We start from the raw sequence: 17,403 nt of genomic DNA on the forward strand, positions 1-17,403 counted from the left end.
GGACAAATTAACGGATGTGCCACTGAGTTCGGTCCCTCCGAACTGGGTGGTGGCGGACGCAGGGCAACCGCACATCCAGGATTAACGTGAAGGAAGGGATGCTAAAAAACTATCGACGACCGCTCTTAGCGGCAATCGTCCCATAGAAAGGGTATTGTCCTTGACGCTTTTGCCGGTTCCGGCACGACATTTATTGCGGCCGAGCAGATGGGCCGCCGCGGCCACGGTATCGAAATCGATCCGCGATATTGTGACGTCATTGTCCGCAGGCTGCGCACAGCATGCATCATTGCGATCGAAGTTCGTCCCCAGACTAATTTGTTTGTTCCAAGAGGTTGATCAGTCAGTCGACGGTAGTTCATAAGCGTCATTTCGCGGCGAGACTTTTTATTCGTCGCGATGGTTCAGGATGACGGCGCGTGGCAAACATCAATCGACGGATCGCGGAAGAGCTCGGCGTTCACGAGCAGCAAGTTGAAGCGACGGTTGCGTTGCTCGATGGGGGCGCAACCGTTCCGTTCATTGCTCGTTACCGGAAGGAAATCACGGGTTCCCTGGATGATGCTCAATTGCGGGCACTCGAAGATCGTTTGAATTATCTGCGTGAACTCGAAGACCGTCGTGCCGCGATTCTCAATTCGGTTCGCGAACAGGGAAAGCTCGACGCCATATTGGAAGCAGCAATTCTCGCTGCCGATAGCAAGGGGCGTCTGGAAGACATTTACCTTCCGTTCAAGCCGAAGCGCCGCACCAAGGCTGAGATCGCCAAAGAGCGCGGACTGGAGCCGCTGGCTCAATTGCTGTTGGCGGAACCGCAGAATGATCCGAAGACGGTAGCAGAGCCGTTCGTAAACGTCGACAACTCGATCGCCGATGTTGCGGCTGCGCTGGACGGCGCCCGCGCCATTCTGGTGGAACGTTTCGCGGAAGATGCTGACCTGATCGGCGTGCTGCGAGAACAGATGTGGTCGAACGGTGTGATGTCGTCCACCGTGCGGAGCGGCAAGAAGACCGAGGGCGAAAAATTCAAGGACTATTTCGAATTCAGCGAGCCGCTCACCAAGCTGCCGTCACATCGCATCCTTGCAATGTTTCGCGGTGAGAAAGAGGATATTCTCGACCTTCAGATATTGCCCGAACCAGCTACGGCTACGCCAGCTGCGGTCAGCACCTACGAATTGAAGATCATGCAGCGTTTCGCGATTTCCGATCGTGGACGGCCCGGCGACAAATGGCTAACAGAAACGGTGCGCTGGGCCTGGCGGACCAAGATTCAGATTCATCTCAATATCGATTTGCGGATGCGGCTTTGGAACACAGCCGAACACGAGGCAGTACGTGTGTTCGCGTCGAATTTGCGCGACCTGTTGCTCGCGGCGCCAGCGGGGGCACGCGTTACCATGGGGCTCGACCCCGGATTCCGCTCCGGAGTCAAGGTCGCTATTGTCGATGCGACGGGCAAAGTGGTGGCCACCACGGCGGTCTATCCGCACGAGCCTCAGCGGCAATGGGATGCGGCACTCGCCACGCTCGGCAAGCTCGCCGTTCAACATGGCGTTGACTTGATCGCGATCGGCAACGGTACGGCGTCGCGCGAGACCGACAGGCTCGCTATGGATCTGGTAAAATCCCTGCCCGATATGAAAATGTCGAAGATCGTGGTGTCGGAAGCCGGCGCTTCGGTTTATTCGGCGTCGGCTTTTGCGTCAGAGGAATTGCCCGAACTCGACGTCACGCTGCGCGGGGCGGTATCGATTGCGCGGCGGCTACAGGATCCATTGGCCGAATTGGTCAAGATCGATCCGAAAGCGATCGGCGTAGGACAGTATCAGCATGATCTTGGCGAGAGTAAACTGGCTCGCTCCCTTGATGCGGTGGTCGAGGATTGTGTTAACGCGGTCGGAGTCGATGCCAACACTGCTTCTGTGCCGCTCCTCGCACGCGTCTCAGGGATCGGCGCGGGATTGGCGCAAGCCATTGTCCAATACCGTGATAACAACGGGCCGTTCAAGGCGCGTAAAGGGCTAAAGCAGGTGCCTCGACTGGGGCCGAAAGCGTTCGAACAATGCGCCGGCTTCCTGCGGATCACTGGTGGCGACGATCCGCTCGATGCCTCGGGAGTCCACCCCGAGGCTTACCCCGTCGTACGCAAAATTCTTGCTGCCACCAAAAGCAACATCAAGGCGCTCATCGGAAACACGGATATCCTCCGCCAGGTCAAGCCGCAGAATTTCGTTGATGACACCTTCGGTTTGCCGACCGTGATCGACATTCTACGCGAGCTTGAAAAACCCGGTCGCGACCCGCGGCCGGCCTTTAAGACTGCGGTCTTCAAAGAAGGAGTCGAGACCCTCAAAGATGTGAAGCCTGGCATGATCCTCGAAGGTGCCGTAACCAACGTAGCCGCCTTCGGCGCCTTCGTCGATATCGGCGTCCATCAAGATGGACTGATACACATTTCGGCGATGTCGAAGTCTTTCATCAAAGACCCGCGCGACGTCGTCAAATCAGGTGACGTAGTCAAGGTGAAGGTACTGGATATCGATGTCGCCCGTAAACGGATCGCATTGACGCTCCGCCTCGATGATGAGCTCGGCGGCATGAGCGAGCGGCCATCGCAAGGCATCCCAAAAGACAAAAGCCGGCGAATGACGTCGACGCCGGGCAAGCCGCATCAGCAATCCGGCGGCGGAGCGCTTGCTGAAGCTCTGCGGCGCGCTAACGAGAAGAGCGGAAACGGTAAGACTAAATAGCCCTACTGCGCTCTCTGCTGCCCGGCGAAACCATGCATTTCATCTAGGCGGATCAGAGCTAGTGCTCCGACGATGACCGCTGCGCGCTGAAGCTTTCCTCCAAGCGCAGGCAAATCATTTTCAGGAAATCGAGGCCGAACGCTCCGGACCGAGCTGACTTCAAAAGTGGAGAGCCGAGGCGTCGACCGAAATCAATCCGTTGCGGTCAGATGGATCGAGACAGATTCTTCTGGCGGAAAATCCTCCATATTTGCGCTCGGCCATCAACTCCCACTTGTTTTCAGCGCGCCAAGCCAAAGTTCTAGCTAGCCTCGCTCGTTACTCTTTCAATCCTCTGACACATTGGCCCCTTTGTCCGTGTCCTCCCCTCGTCGTCACCGGCGCGAAAAGTGACATGCCTTAGCGCTCGCTCGCCCACCAATAGTTCGCGACTCGCATGCAGATTACGACACGCTTGCCTGCCTCTTCTTCTGAGAATAGTACCGACTGCCCAATCGAGCGCTATACGACTCGACGGAAGCGACGCGAGAACATCATGATCTGTAAAATCTTTCGAATGGTAGGCTCAAATATTGAAGATTGCGATCTTGTCCAGCGAGCTTTCCCAGTCTCCGAAATACCAATCTATTCTTTCGCCAGATGTATCCCGTTGTGCCGGGATTACTTGGCGAGCTCGCTTCCCGCCTCGAAGCCTCTTCCTAAGAAAGCTTCAGCACGAGATGGGTTATATGCGGGTCCTGGTGCGCGGCGGGCGTGAAGCCAACTTTTTCGAATACTTTTCTCATTGGGACGTTCTCGGACAGAACGTCAGCCGTTAATTCCTGTAACCCAGCATCGCTCGCCAGCTTGACGAGATGACGCATTAGAATGGAGCCAACGCCTCGTCCCTGCCAGGCATCGACAACGACAAACGCCATCTCGGCCCGTCCGGGGTCGAAGACAATATATCTGCCGCCTCCGGCAATCGCTTTGCGCCCGGCATCCTCTGCGAGAGCGACAATCGCGACATGGTTCTTGAAATCGACGTTCATGAAGAAGGCGCGCTCTTGCTCGGAGAAACGGCGCTTCATGACGAAGAAGCGACGCTGCAGTGATTGCGCACTAGTCCGTTCGATTGCGGCGAGCATGAGGGCTTCATCTTCCTGCCGGAGCGCGCGGATTTCGACTTTTCTGCCGTCGTGCAGAAGCTCCCGTGCAGTATAGTTTATAGCGTCAGCCATCGACCGCTCGTACCCGCAACCAGTACAGCAGCATCGATTTGAACCGCCAGTTGGAGCCAAGCCAACTCACATTTCCTCGATCTGGCAGGCGGCACTATCCACGCAGAATCTCAGGGCGTCATCGGTCGCAATCATCCAATCCCTGTTGACCGGCATCTGCTTCAAGCTGGCAGGTTTTCCCAGCACCGGCCTGTAGGGATCGCAGTTATGATCCTGTCAAATCAGCGCCATTACCCGGTTAATCGCCGAACGTTGACCTAAATCAACGGCCGATGCCTCGATGTTCCTTGAATAGATTGCACGACCGCTGTGCCAGGACATATCGATCGACAAAGTAATACTGCTGGGCTGTTTTAGGTCAGCGGTTTTGTTACTTCGGCTGTGAGGTACATGATGGGATGTGGGTCAACCCAGCGTCCTTAACATCCCGTCTCTACGAAGCCGAAGCGGCTTTCGAGACCAAAGGTGCCGACACGCCGAATGCGGCCTAGTCTCGGCCAAGCTGCTTTTACAGCCATTGGCGAAGTGTTGTCCGCCAGTGTCGAAATTTCGGCTGAGGCCGCGAAGCGTTTAAAACGTGTTGCCGAGCTTTACAGTATCGATGCGGAAGAATTTTCGGATCAGGACTCTAGCCGCCCCCTCGATCCCAGAGCGACGGCATCGTAGCCGTTAATCGGAAAGATCCGGAGCCACACCATGAACGCTATGTTAGACAATTCAGGAAACGCGCGCTCCCTCAGCAAGTATGACCGTCTGATCGCTGCAGCTAAGGCGGTGCCGCCGGCGGCGACGATTGTCGTGCATCCCTGCGATGAAACCTCGTTGCGCGGCGTCGTCGAAAGTACGACGGCAGGCATTATCCGGCCGACACTGGTCGGACCAGAAGGGAAAATCAAAGAAACGGCTAGCAAGTGTGGCTTGGACGTCTCCGGCTTCAAGATTGTTGACGTTTCGCACAGCGAGGCTGCGGCCGCAAAGAGCGTTGAGCTCATCCATGCTGCCGAGGGCGAGATGCTGATGAAAGGAAGTTTGCACACCGACGAATTGATGCGCAGCATTACGGCAAAGGTGGGCGGGCTGCGGACCAACCGGCGGATCAGCCATGTATTCGTCATGGATGTACCGGCCTATGCCGAAACATTGTTTGTGACGGATGCTGCCATCAACATCTTCCCCGATCTCGACGCGAAACGAGATATCATTCAGAACGCCATTGATCTGTACACACAAACCGGGTACGGGAAATTACCGCGTGTGGCGATTCTGTCGGCGGTCGAGACCGTTACTCCGAGTATCCCGTCTACGATCGAGGCGGCGGCACTCTGCAAAATGGCCGATCGAGGGCAGATTACCGGCGGCGTGCTCGACGGACCGCTTGCCTTCGACAATGCGATCGATGTGGAGGCGGCACGGATCAAGGGGATCAGGTCCGAGGTTGCCGGCCGAGCGCAGATTCTGCTCGTGCCCGACCTCGAAGCTGGCAATATGCTGGCGAAGAATCTCGCCTACTTCGCCAAGGCAGACGGCGCGGGTATTGTGCTTGGTGCCCGGGTGCCTGTCGTTTTGACATCTCGTGCAGACTCGGCGCGCGCTCGGATGGCTTCCTGCGCGGTCGCGGCTCTCTACGCGAATGCAAGGCGCCAACAGGCTCCAACAGTTGCCGCGTGATCGCTATGGATACTATCCTCGTCGTCAATGCAGGCTCCTCAAGCGTCAAGTTTCAGATCTTTTCGATCGAAGGAGAAGGGAGGCTACGCCGGCAGATCAAGGGCCAGATCGACGGAATTGGCAGCCGTCCCCGCCTACGTGCGAGCGGCGTGCGTGGCGAACCACTAGCCCACCGCGCCTATCCGATCGAATTGGTTTCGGATGTTCCAACAGCAATGGGCATCGCCGGCGGATGGTTGCGCGACGAACTCGGCATGAGCCCGATGGCTGTCGGCCATCGCGTGGTTCACGGCGGACCGGATTATGACCGGCCGGTGTTGATCGACCACGGCGTCGTAGCGCGGCTGGAACGGCTTGTGGCTCTGGCTCCGATTCATCAGCCGCATAATTTGGCTCCGGTCCGGTCACTTCTCGCTAATTTTCCAACACTCCCACAGGTGGCTTGTTTCGATACTGCGTTTCACCGCACGCGTGACGCTGTCTCTGACCTCTATGCGATTCCTCACCAGTTATATGCCGAGGGTGTGCGGCGTTACGGATTTCACGGTCTCTCATATGAGTATATCGCGAAGACTTTGCCGCACGTCGCGCCCGAGATCGCCAAGGGCCGGGTGATTGTCGCGCATCTCGGTAGCGGGGCCTCGATGTGCGCGTTAAAGGGGGGACGCAGCATCGAGAGTACCATGGGGTTCACGGCACTCGACGGGCTACCTATGGGAACGCGTCCAGGCCAAATCGATCCCGGTGTCGTGCTCTATCTGATCTCAGAGAAGGGAATGTCACCTGCTAAAGTACAAGACTTCCTTTACCGGGATTGCGGATTGAAAGGACTCTCGGGTGTCAGCAACGATATGCGCGAACTGGAGGCGAGCGAGGACCCTAAGGCGAAACTTGCGATTGATTATTTCGTTTATCGGGTCGGCCTCGATGCTGGCATGCTCGCAGCCGCGCTGCAGGGTCTCGACGCTTTCGTCTTTACCGCCGGTATCGGCGAAAACTCGACCCGGATTCGGGCGCGCATCGTCGATCAACTGAGGTGGCTTGGTGTTACGCTTAGTGCTGACGAGAATTCCCGCAATGCGCAACTCATATCACGTTCCGACAGCCGCATCCCGGTTTACATCATACCGACCGACGAAGAGTTGATGATTGCGAAGCACACATTGTCGCTGCTGCTGGAGAGGCCATCGCCGAATGCCCGACATAACAATGTGTCGTGATACCAGAACTCCGTGACACCAAGGCTTTCCTTGAAGCGCAAGAAAGACCTGATCGTCGTTGATTTGAATCAAGGCTGGAGGTGCTGGCGCTTGTCACGGTTCCCGCGGAATTGTCACCATGGCAGCTACCTTATCTGTCGAGGCCTGTGGGAGATTCACCATGAAGGCAGGTGCAGCCCGGAAAAAGGAAACCAAGGCCGGAGATTTCTGGAACGATTTTCAGCCTGGCGATTGGCTCAGTTCCATCGACGTTCGTAATTTCATCGTCCGAAATGCTACGCCTTACATAGGCGACGAATCCTTTCTCACTGGACCATCGCAGCGCACCAGGGCCGTCTGGGCGAAATTGCAACCCTACTTCGCTGAGGAACAGAAAAAGGGGGTGCTTGCAGTCGACGCTCAGACTCCCTCGACATTGCTTTCTCACAAGGCCGGCTACATCGACCGCGAAAACGAAATTATCGTAGGGCTTCAGACCGACCAACCTTTCAAGCGGGCGATTTTTCCCTTCGGGGGATTGCGGATGGTCGAATCGGGCCTCAAGGCCGCAGGCTTCCAGCCCGACCCCGTCGTCCACGAGGTTTTCACAAAATATAGGAAATCACATAACGACGGGGTCTTCGATACCTATACGTCCGAGATCATGAATTGCCGAAGGTCCGGGATTATCACCGGCCTGCCGGATGCTTACGGTCGCGGCCGTATTATCGGGGATTATCGGCGAGTCGCTCTTTACGGGATTGACCGCCTTCTCGCAGCCAAGCGCGCCGAGCGGAAACAGATCGACGGCATGTGGTCGAGTGATGACGTCATTCGGCTGCGCGAAGAACTGTCCGAACAGATGCGCGCGCTCGCGGACCTTTCTTCGATGGCCAGGCTGTATGGCATCGATATATCGAAGCCCGCTCACGATGCTCAGGAAGCATTCCAGTGGACTTATTTTGCCTATCTAGGAGCAATCAAGGAAGCCAATGGGGCAGCGATGTCCATTGGCCGCATATCGAGCTTCCTTGATATCTACATTGAGCGGGATCTGAAGCAGGGGGTTTTGGATGAAGGCAAAGCACAGGAACTCTGGGATCAGCTCGTTCAAAAGCTTCGTATCGTCCGTTTTCTGCGTACGCCAGAATACGACGCGCTGTTTAGCGGAGATCCTTATTGGGCAACCGAGTGTGTCGGCGGTATGGATCTCGACGGGCGCACGCTGGTGACCAAGAGCAGCTTTCGCATGCTGCACACGCTTACAAATCTTGGCCCGGCGCCCGAGCCGAATATTACGGTTCTCTGGTCCAACCATATGCCCGCAGCATTCAAGCGCTATTGTGCCAAGGTCAGCCGCGATACGTCCTCGCTTCAATACGAGAACGACGATCTGATGCGTCCCTTCTGGGGTGACGATTACGGCATTGCCTGCTGCGTTTCGGCGATGCGCCTCGGCAAGCAGATGCAGTTTTTTGGTGCCCGTGTAAACCTGGCGAAGGCGCTTCTGTATGCGATTAACGGCGGTCGCGATGAAATCACAGGCGAGCAGATAGCTCCCGAAATGCGGCCAGTCGCGGGCGACTTCCTCGACTACGACGATGTGATGGCCAAGTTCGACGCCACCATGGAGTGGCTGGCACGCACGTATGTCCACGCAATGAACTGCATCCACTATATGCACGACAAGTATTTCTACGAACGCCTAGAGATGGCTTTACATGATCGCGATATCCTCAGAACAATGGCATTCGGCATCGCCGGCCTGTCAGTGGTGGCCGATAGCCTCAGCGCGATCAAGTACGGCAAGATCCGCGTTTCCCGCGATGTGACAGGATTGGTGGTCGACTTTCAAAATGAAGAGAACAAGGCGAGCCCACAATTCGGAAACAATGATGATCGCGTGGATCAGCTGGCGGCAAACATCGTCACCAGCTTCATGGGGAAGATCCGAAAACACCCCACTTACCGCAATGCGACGCACACGCAGAGCGTGCTCACCATTACTTCGAACGTAGTTTATGGAAAGGCTACGGGAAATACCCCCGATGGTCGGAGAAGGGGCGAGCCATTCGGACCGGGCGCCAACCCGATGCACGGTCGGGACAGCCATGGCTGGCTCGCTTCCTGTCTGTCTGTTGCAAAGATTCCTTACAAGGAAGCGCAGGACGGCATCAGCTATACGGTCTCCGTCGCTCCACAGAAGGCGCATCTGTCGGAAAGCCAGCTGATCGATGAAGCTGTCAAGGCGTTCGACCTCTACTTCGATCGAGGGGGGTTCCACATGAACCTGAACGTGATCGATAAAAATACGCTTGAGGATGCTATGAAGAATCCGGACAAGTACCCTCAGCTCACCATTCGAGTTTCTGGCTATGCCGTCAATTTCGTCCGTCTTACTCCGGAACAGCAGAGAGATGTGATTAACCGCACTTTCCACGGCCAGATCTGAAACGAGGTGCACCATGGCGACGGTGCAGTTACTTGAACCCGGAAGTCGCCATGACCTCCGGGTAGGAATTTCGCCCGACGCTCCAGACGAAGGCCAGCTCAAGGACAAAGAGGGCGCGTTCGGGTATTGCCACTCCTACGAAACTTCGTCCCGATATGATGGGCCGGGTTTGCGCGTCGTGATCTTCGTCTCCGGCTGCTTATTGCGGTGCACGTACTGCCATAACCCGGATACGTGGCATCTGAAGGACGGGACTTACGTTTCGGCCGATCAGGTGCTTCGTCGCTTAGGTGATTTCGCGCCCGCACTTCTTCTACTCTCGGGGGGGCTTACAATTTCCGGCGGTGAACCGATGGTTCAACTTGCATTTACCCGACGGATATTTGCCGGAGCAAAGGCATTGGGTCTACACACGGCGATTCAAACCTCCGGATTTCTGGGGGATCGCGCCGACGAAAGCTATCTGTCGAACATCGACCTTGTGCTGCTCGACATCAAAAGCTCGGATCCCGACACCTACCGACGAGTGACAGGTCGCGACCTCGCACCGACGCTGCGCTTCGCTGAGCGGCTCGCCTCGCTGTCCAAGCCGGTATGGGTTCGTTTCACTCTCGTCCCCGGCGAGACCGCCGATCCTGCAAACATCGACGGCATCGTTCGATTCGTCGCGCCGATGAAGAACGTCGAGTGGGTCGAGGTACAGCCGTTCCATCAGCTGGGTTCTTTTAAGTGGAAGGCGATGGGGCTCGACTACAAGCTGCACAACACCCCGCCCCCCAGCAAAGACCTGGTGAACCGAGTCATCGAACAGTTCCGAGCGGCAGGTTGCCACGCGCGTTAACAGACTCCGGTCTCGCAGAGCGTCCCAGCGATAGCCAAATCGTCATTGACATCATTCCACTTCTGAAACATTTCCTTCAAGCGCTCGCGCCAGAAGGACCATGGACCGTGGCTGCGCCAGATACGTCGTCGGCCTTACGACAGGTGCGCTCTCCCAAGGGGATATATCATCTGGCGAATCGAGCGAGGTGTCGATACAGCGCCGCCACTCCTGCTGATGCTCAGCGGGCACCGGCGGCAGTTCGAAGGACAGCGGCTCCCAATAGGCGTTGAGTATCCCGTGAAGCAGAAAGCGGGCGCGCAAGCTTCGCAGCGTGAAGGCAAGAGAATGCGAGTGGTCGCTCCAGTCTGGACGGTTGAGCTCCACTCCATGCCACTCGATGCGCGCCCGGTGAAGGAGTTGATTGAGGCTGAGCGCGGCCCCTTCCGTCACGACATCACGCCGTTGGCGAAATCCGATCAGCCCTTTGACGAAACGGTGGATGTCGCTGTGCTGTTTCAGCAGACTCCAGTCGAGCCAGCTGATATCAGAGTCTTGGCAATAGGCATTGTTATTGCCTCTCTGTGTTCGGCGCACCTCGTCACCCATGAGCAGCATTGGTGTCCCCGCCGCCAACAGCTCCAGTACGAAGAAATTCTTGACCTGACGATTGCGTATCGCCTCGACTATGGGACCGTCGGCCGGTCCCTCCGCGCCGCAGCTCCAACTTAAATTGTTGTCGGAACCATCGCGGTTGTTCTCGCCATTGGCCTCGTTGTGCTTGTGGTTGTACGAGACCAGATCGTTGAGGGTAAAGCCGTCGTGACAGGTCACGAAATTGATACTTTGCTCGGCTTCGCGCTCCTCGTGGCCGTAAATGTCGGGGCTACCCAAAATCCGCGTAGCCACAGCCGACACCGTGCCGTTGTCGCCTCTCAGAAAACTTCGCACGTCGTCGCGGAACCGGCCGTTCCACTCCTGCCATCTGTCCCCGATGAAGCTTCCCACCTGATAGAGGCCTGCGGCGTCCCACGCCTCAGCAATCAGCTTAGTGCCAGCCAGCAACGGGTCTGATTCAATGTCCCAGAGAACGGGCGGGTTCGCTAGCGGGCGCCCCTCCTCGTCGCGCGACAGGATCGACGCGAGATCGAATCGGAATCCGTCCACATGCATCTGAGACACCCAGTAACGTAGGCTGTCCTGAATCAGGCGGCGCACGATCGACTGGTTGGCATTGAGCGTGTTGCCACAGCCGGTGTAGTCGGCGTAACGGGATTTTTCTTTGTCGAGGATGTAATAGACGTCGTTCGCCAGACCGCGATAAGAGAAGGTCGGCCCGGTCCGCCCGCCTTCTGCTGTGTGATTGAATACCACATCCAGGATCACTTCGAGGCCAGCGCGGTGAAGCGCCTTGACCATGTCCCGAAATTCGTCGAGAGCTGCAAGCGAACCCGTTTGTGAGCTGTACGCCTGATGCGGCGCGAAGAATGAGACGGGCGCATAGCCCCAGTAGTTTGTCTTACCTGGCGGGCAGTCCTGCGCGTCGAACTGGAATATCGGCAGCAGCTCCACCGCTGTGATGCCGAGATCTTTGAGGTAAGGGATCTTTTCGATTAGTCCCGCGTATGTACCGCGCTTCTCGACTGGAACGCCCGAGCTGGAATGGCGAGTAAAGCCGTGCACATGCAGCTCGTAAATCACACTCTCGGCAAAAGGCCGCCTAAGCGGTAGATCGCCCTGCCAATCGTATCGATTGGGATCGGCCACGACGCTCTTCATTGCCACAGCGGCATTATCGCCGGGCCGCGCGGCAGCCCAGCGGTCGTATGTCTCGGGGAGGACTACGGCCAGCCCGTAAGGGTCCAGGAGTATCTTGCTAGGGTCAAACCAAGATCCGCGATCCGGGTCGAAGACGCCGTGCGCCCGGTACGCATACACCTGACCGGGCCGAAGGTTTGGCACAAAGACGTGCCAGTAATGGTGCGTGCGATGTTTAATGGCGTCGAGGGGGATAATCCGTGACGGCTGGGCGGCGTTCTCACTATCAAACAGAAGCAACTCGAGCATGACGGCATGCTTCGAGAATATGCTGAAATTAACGCCGCCCGGAAGCACTGTCGCACCGAGAGGAGCGCTCGTGCCCGATGTGACATCACCGGCGCTCATCGCCCGTCTCCTGCTCATCTCTCGTCAGGAACAATCGGCCTAACGTTCCAGATGTCGCGGCAGTACTCCCGGATCGAGCGGTCGGATGAGAAGCGACCGACTCGCGCGCAGTTCAGAATGGACATGCGCGTCCATGCGCTCTGATCGGAGTAGGCTCGACTGACGCTTTGTTGGCATTCCACGTAGGCCTGATAGTCGGCTAGCAGCATGTAGTCGTCGCGGGTGATCAGCGATTCGACGAGAGGCTGGAAGAGTGCGCGATCACCGTTCGAAAAGAACCCCGAACTGATGAGATCGATCGCTTCGCGCAGCTCCGAATTTGACTCGTAGAATTCGCGCGGCGCGTAGCCCCCAATCTTCAATCGCTCGACCTCTGCGGCCGTCAGGCCGAACAGGAAGAAATTCTCGGGACCCACGGCGTCGCGAATCTCGACGTTGGCGCCGTCCAAGGTGCCAATTGTCAATGCTCCGTTCATGGCGAATTTCATATTGCCTGTGCCAGACGCCTCCTTGCCCGCCGTGGAGATCTGCTCTGACAGATCCGCGGCGGGATATACGCGGTGACTGTTTTTGACGTTGAAGTCCGGCAGGAACACCACCTTGAGAACCTGAGAGACAACCGGGTCCTGATCGATGGCTGTCGCGACTGAGTTAATCAGCTTGATGATGAGCTTGGCCATGCGGTATCCGGGAGCAGCCTTGCCGCCAAAGATGACCGTTCGGGGAATTTCCGCGGCGCTGGGAGCACGCCTTAGTCTGTTGAAAAGAGTGATCAGGTACAAAACGTTCAGGTGCTGACGCTTGTACTCGTGCAGCCGCTTGACCTGAATGTCGAAGAGCGAGCGCGGATCAACGATGACGCCGGCTCGTTCCTTGATGAGATCCGCCAGCACACGTTTGTTATCGGCCTTAACGGCTTGCCAATCTTTCTGGAAGTCTGCGTCTACAGCTAACGGCTCGAGGTGTTCGAACTCCTTCTCCAAATCTGCTAACCATCGGTCACCAATCTTCCGGGTAATCAGAGCGCTCAGGTTCGGGTTGCTCAGAGCGATCCAGCGGCGCGGCGTCACACCATTGGTCACATTGAAAAATTTTCCCGGCGCCACTCTGTAGAAGTCGCTCAGCACCGTCTGCTTCAGAAGTTCGGTATGGAGAGCCGCAACACCGTTAATCGCGTGGCTGCCTACGCTGGCGAGATGCGCCATGCGTATATATTTTCCTCCCGTCTCGTCGATCAGCGAGAGCCGCCGGAGGAGCTGATCATCGCTCGGATAACGCAGCCGAATATCGTCCAGGAAACGACGATTGATCTCGTAAATGATCTCCAGATGGCGCGGCAGCAGTCGGGCAAACAACGATAGCGGCCATCGCTCAAGCGCTTCGGCAAGAAGCGTGTGGTTCGTGTAGCCGCAGGTCTGCTGGGTGATAGCCCAGGCCTGATCCCACTCCATCGCGTGTTCGTCCACAAGGAGCCGCATCAACTCGGCGACGGCGATAGAGGGATGCGTATCATTCAACTGCGCGGCCCAGTATAAGTGGAACTCGTGGAGCGGCTTGCCGCGCAAGATGAGCAACCGGATCATGTCCTGGAGCGAGCAGGACACGAAGAAGTACTGCTGCGCCAGCCGCAGCTGCTTCCCGGCTTCGGGTTCGTCATTCGGATATAGAATCTTGGTGATGGTTTCCGATTCAATCTTCTCGTCAACCGCCCGGTAATAGTCGCCGACGTTGAATGCTTCAAAATCAAAAGATTCCGTGGCTTCGGCCTTCCATAAGCGCAGCAGATTTGTGGTGGGCGCACGATAGCCTGGGACCGGCGTGTCGTAGGCGACGCCCTTGACCACTTTCTCAGGAATCCAGCGTACGCGCCAGCAACCGGCCTCGTCGCGATAGCGCTCCGTGCGTCCGCCAAGCTTCACATCGAACGCGATCTCGGAGCGAATGATCTCCCAGGGATTACCAAAGCGTAGCCACTTGTCCGTCAGTTCGACCTGCCAGCCGTCACGGATCGCTTGATCGAAGATCCCGAACTCATAGCGAATGCCATAGCCGATCGCAGGAACGTTGAGCGTCGCGAGCGAGTCCATGTAACACGCGGCCAACCGGCCAAGACCTCCATTGCCTAACCCAGGTTCCTCCTCTTGGTCCAAAAGGCTCGATAAATCGCCCTGCCCCACTCGCGACAGCGCATCCTCTACTGCTCGCCAAATACCGAGATTGACGAGGCTGTTTCCAAGATGCGGCCCGGTCAGAAACTCCGCAGAAAGATATGCAACGACCTTGGCGTCCGGATTCGTTTCGGTAATGGATTCTAACGTTGCTACATAGCGCTCCATCATGCGATCGCGAACGGTGTAAGCGAGACACATGTACCAGTCATTTCGTGTCGCGTATCGTGGCAGTTTTCCAAGAAGGCAGTGCAAATTCTCGATTAAGGCTGCGGCGATCGCATCCGCACCGAGTCCGGTGCGAACGTTCGTGAGAGCGATCGGGCTGGACGAGTTGGCTCCGGAATAACTCGCGGTTGCAGATCCCATAGGTTCGTCCTCCATGCTTGGCCCAACCGCATCCTGACTCATGAAGCCAGATCACCTTTCTGGCCATCTTGGTGCACATCGATTTTTGTCGACGGAGCTCTCCGATCCAGAAAACCGCACCCTTTCCATGCCTGCTATGTGGTCGCCATCCGAGCCTGCTCCTATAAAACCTCTTGTCCGTCCGGCATCTAGATTGTCGGCCCCCTGCTAATCGGCCGGACCGCGACCGGATTTTCCCGAGTTAACTCGATCTCTTCCCTTTCATGGCGGACCACAAGACGTTCACCTTCGCGCAGCTTATACTCCACGGTGTCCAGGCCGATTCCAACTTTCCAGCATCTGGCCGCGGTAGACTAAGGGAAATCGAAGGATCGCATTCTCTTCAGGCGCGCGACGTGGCCAGAACGACAACATCCCGTCAGAATCCCGCATCCCTCCGAAACCGTAGGTGAGCATCATCCAGGTGCCGCCCATTGAGGCGATATGGCAGCCGTCTCTCACGTTGCCGCCGACGTCGGCCAAGTCCATGAGGAGCGCCGCCATTCCGTATCGAATCGCTTTGTCCATATCACCCGTCTGTGCGGCGACAATTGCTTCGACGCACGACGACAAAGATGAATCGCCCGTCGTCAAAGGATCGTAGAAATCAAAGTTGCGTTTCTTCGCCTCAGTTGGAAAAGCATCACCCAACAGGAACATGGCTAGAAGCACGTCCGCCTGTTTGATCACTCGTTTTCGATAAATGTTCAGTGGATGATAAAACAAGAGCAGCGGATAACGCTCGCGCGGCGTATTCTGGAAATCCCACGGCTCTCGGTCCAGAAAGCTGTCGTCCTGAGGGATGATCTCCAGCTTCTCGTCATATGGGACATACATGTTTTCTGCCGCGCGAATCCATGCTGTCACCTCAGAGGGCTCGAGTGCCGTTTTGTGCACAAGAGTATTGTATGCGTCCGGTTCTGTCTTGCGCATGGATTCGACAACGTGAGCTGCGTAGCGCAAGTTTTCGCGGGCCATCAAGTTCGTGTATGCATTGTTGTTTACGACTGCATTGTATTCGTCTGGCCCGGTGACGCCGTTGATACAGAACCTGTCGCCTTTAGCATCCGAATAGAAGCCCAGGTCCGCCCACAAACGTGCAGTTTCGACGAGCATTTCGGCGCCGTAGTCCCGCAGAAACGATTCATCGCCCGTTGCCTGCACGTACTTGCGCAGCGCGTATATAATGTCTGCGTTGATGTGATATTGTGCGGTACCTGCGGCGTAATATGCCGATGCTTCTTCGCCGCTAATGGTGCGCCACGGAAACATCGCTCCCCGGTGGCCTAACTCCTTCGCGCGGGCCCGTGCCTGAGGCAGCATCTTGTAGCGGAATGCCAGCAGATTTCTGGCGATGCGGGGCGAGGTGTACGTCAGAAACGGCAGAAGGTAGATTTCGGTGTCCCAGAAGTAGTGCCCTTCATAGGCCTGTCCGGTTAAGCCCTTCGCCGGCACACCCCTGTCTTCGGCACACGCCGAGGCTTGCAGGATGTGAAAAAGATTGAACCGGATTGCCTGCTGGATCTCGGCTGTACTGCGTTTTGTTCGATCCTCCCTGACGTCCTTGATCCGAACATCGCTTCTGCGCCAGAAATCGTCCATGTATTGCTCCTGGGAGGCGAGCAAATTCTGGAACCCCTGGCTCACCACGCGATCCATTGTCCACCCAGCACGGCTGCAGATCTGTTCGGGAGAATCCGTCTGCGAGGCGTGATAGGCCATGAATTTGGTAAGCTGGATGGAGCAGCTCGGCCGCGCTTCGATTGTGAAGGCGACTTGGCCGGAGTCACCACTATGGGCGACTTTGTAGGAATGCGGGCACGCGCTCTCTATCGCATGGTCAGTCGCGCATGCGAGGACGAACCGGCTTCTTTCGGTCGAATGGCACAGCACGATGCGGCGGTCTTTGGAATGGGTGGACCGCTGATGCAGCACGCGGCCTGGATGGGCTTTCGCCAGTCGTGGATCGTCTTCCTTGCTGCGAGTGCCGCGTTCGTCTGCGGTCATCTCCGAAGAGATCACGACAAAAGCTTGTGCATTGAGTATTGTTACACGATAGGAGATGGCGGCCACGTGCCTATTGACGAAGGAGACCAAACGTCGGGATATAATGGACACCTGTTTGCCAGATGGAGTTTCCCAAACAATCTCCCTGTCTAGTGTTCCCGCCTTCATATTGAGTCGTCGGTCATAGTTCAAAAGGTGCGCATGGGGCAGCCAGAACGGCTCGTCGTCGACGAAAAGTTTGATGACTTTGCAGTCGGTCACGTTACAGATCGTCTGACCAGTCCTTGCGAAACCGTAGGCTTCTTCTCCATAGATGATCGGCCACGTTTCATAGAACCCATTAATGAAAGTGCCGTTTTCAGAGTTTGGGCCGCCCTCCTCCGGGCACCCCCGTATGCAGAGGTACCCGTTACCGAGCGCTAGCATCGTTTCGAGCTGAGCCAGCAATTCGGGATGAAACGCTTTTTCGACGACGTTCCATTCGTCGGCCGGATAATCGTGGGATGGCGGTCTGAGACGTTCATGATGCAGCATCGGGCTGT

Annotated in this window: 9 protein-coding genes and 1 pseudogene; 6 read left to right on the forward strand and 4 right to left on the reverse strand. The window is 56.8% G+C overall.

Features of this window, described 5'->3' with window-relative positions:
* Nucleotides 1-141 precede the first annotated feature (141 nt).
* Both ACM561_RS11935 and ACM561_RS11940 read left to right on the forward strand, forming a co-directional pair.
* Nucleotides 142-339, forward strand: a pseudogene (locus tag ACM561_RS11935) (DNA methyltransferase); the annotation flags it as partial.
* An 80-nt stretch (nt 340-419) separates the two neighbouring features.
* Nucleotides 420-2,753 (forward strand): Tex family protein, encoded by a 2,334-nt coding sequence (locus ACM561_RS11940; protein ID WP_425905311.1) that lies wholly within the window; start codon nt 420-422, stop codon nt 2,751-2,753.
* 698 nt (nt 2,754-3,451) lie between these two features.
* On the opposite strand, the gene ACM561_RS11945 is transcribed toward ACM561_RS11940, so the two are convergent.
* Nucleotides 3,452-4,033 carry a GNAT family N-acetyltransferase gene (locus ACM561_RS11945; protein ID WP_425905313.1) on the reverse strand — a complete coding sequence of 194 codons (582 nt, stop codon included), beginning with the start codon at nt 4,031-4,033 and terminating at the stop codon, nt 3,452-3,454.
* Nucleotides 4,034-4,669: 636 nt separating this feature from the next.
* Here ACM561_RS11945 and ACM561_RS11950 point away from each other — a divergent pair.
* The 4 genes from ACM561_RS11950 to pflA all read left to right on the forward strand — a co-directional run bounded on the left by ACM561_RS11950 (nt 4,670) and on the right by pflA (nt 10,133).
* Nucleotides 4,670-5,641: a phosphate acetyltransferase gene (locus ACM561_RS11950; protein WP_425905314.1), complete on the forward strand. Its 972-nt coding sequence runs from the start codon at nt 4,670-4,672 to the stop codon at nt 5,639-5,641.
* A gap of 5 nt (nt 5,642-5,646) precedes the next feature.
* Nucleotides 5,647-6,861, forward strand: a complete 1,215-nt coding sequence (locus tag ACM561_RS11955) for an acetate/propionate family kinase (protein ID WP_425905316.1) — start codon at nt 5,647-5,649, stop codon at nt 6,859-6,861.
* Nucleotides 6,862-7,021: 160 nt separating this feature from the next.
* The gene (pflB, locus tag ACM561_RS11960; RefSeq protein WP_425905318.1) at nt 7,022-9,292 is read left to right on the forward strand and encodes a formate C-acetyltransferase; all 2,271 of its coding nucleotides are present in this window, start codon (nt 7,022-7,024) and stop codon (nt 9,290-9,292) included.
* Nucleotides 9,293-9,305: 13 nt separating this feature from the next.
* The gene (gene pflA, locus ACM561_RS11965; protein ID WP_425905320.1) at nt 9,306-10,133 is read left to right on the forward strand and encodes a pyruvate formate-lyase-activating protein; all 828 of its coding nucleotides are present in this window, start codon (nt 9,306-9,308) and stop codon (nt 10,131-10,133) included.
* A gap of 51 nt (nt 10,134-10,184) precedes the next feature.
* Here the strand turns inward: pflA and glgX are convergent, their stop codons facing one another.
* The 3 genes from glgX to ACM561_RS11980 all read right to left on the reverse strand — a co-directional run bounded on the left by glgX (nt 10,185) and on the right by ACM561_RS11980 (nt 17,395).
* A complete protein-coding gene (gene glgX / locus ACM561_RS11970) occupies nt 10,185-12,278 on the reverse strand; it encodes a glycogen debranching protein GlgX (protein WP_425905321.1) in 2,094 nt (697 codons plus the stop codon).
* 14 nt (nt 12,279-12,292) lie between these two features.
* The gene (locus tag ACM561_RS11975) at nt 12,293-14,857 is read right to left on the reverse strand and encodes a glycogen/starch/alpha-glucan phosphorylase (RefSeq protein ID WP_425905323.1); all 2,565 of its coding nucleotides are present in this window, start codon (nt 14,855-14,857) and stop codon (nt 12,293-12,295) included.
* Nucleotides 14,858-15,112: 255 nt separating this feature from the next.
* Nucleotides 15,113-17,395 carry a glycoside hydrolase family 65 protein gene (locus ACM561_RS11980; protein WP_425905325.1) on the reverse strand — a complete coding sequence of 761 codons (2,283 nt, stop codon included), beginning with the start codon at nt 17,393-17,395 and terminating at the stop codon, nt 15,113-15,115.
* Between the last annotated feature and the right edge of the window lie 8 nt (nt 17,396-17,403).

It is taken from the genome of Nitrobacter sp. TKz-YC02 (assembly GCF_049852135.1).
In the GTDB taxonomy this organism is placed as follows: Bacteria; Pseudomonadota; Alphaproteobacteria; order Rhizobiales; family Xanthobacteraceae; genus Nitrobacter; species Nitrobacter vulgaris.

Coding starts and splice junctions, on each gene's coding strand:
- ACM561_RS11980 (WP_425905325.1), bottom strand. CDS start 17,395: ATGCTGCATCATGAACGTCTCAGACCGCCATCCCACGATTATCCGGCC.
- ACM561_RS11950 (WP_425905314.1), top strand. CDS start 4,670: ATGAACGCTATGTTAGACAATTCAGGAAACGCGCGCTCCCTCAGCAAG.
- glgX (WP_425905321.1), bottom strand. CDS start 12,278: ATGAGCGCCGGTGATGTCACATCGGGCACGAGCGCTCCTCTCGGTGCG.
- pflB (WP_425905318.1), top strand. CDS start 7,022: ATGAAGGCAGGTGCAGCCCGGAAAAAGGAAACCAAGGCCGGAGATTTC.
- ACM561_RS11955 (WP_425905316.1), top strand. CDS start 5,647: ATGGATACTATCCTCGTCGTCAATGCAGGCTCCTCAAGCGTCAAGTTT.
- ACM561_RS11975 (WP_425905323.1), bottom strand. CDS start 14,857: ATGAGTCAGGATGCGGTTGGGCCAAGCATGGAGGACGAACCTATGGGA.
- pflA (WP_425905320.1), top strand. CDS start 9,306: ATGGCGACGGTGCAGTTACTTGAACCCGGAAGTCGCCATGACCTCCGG.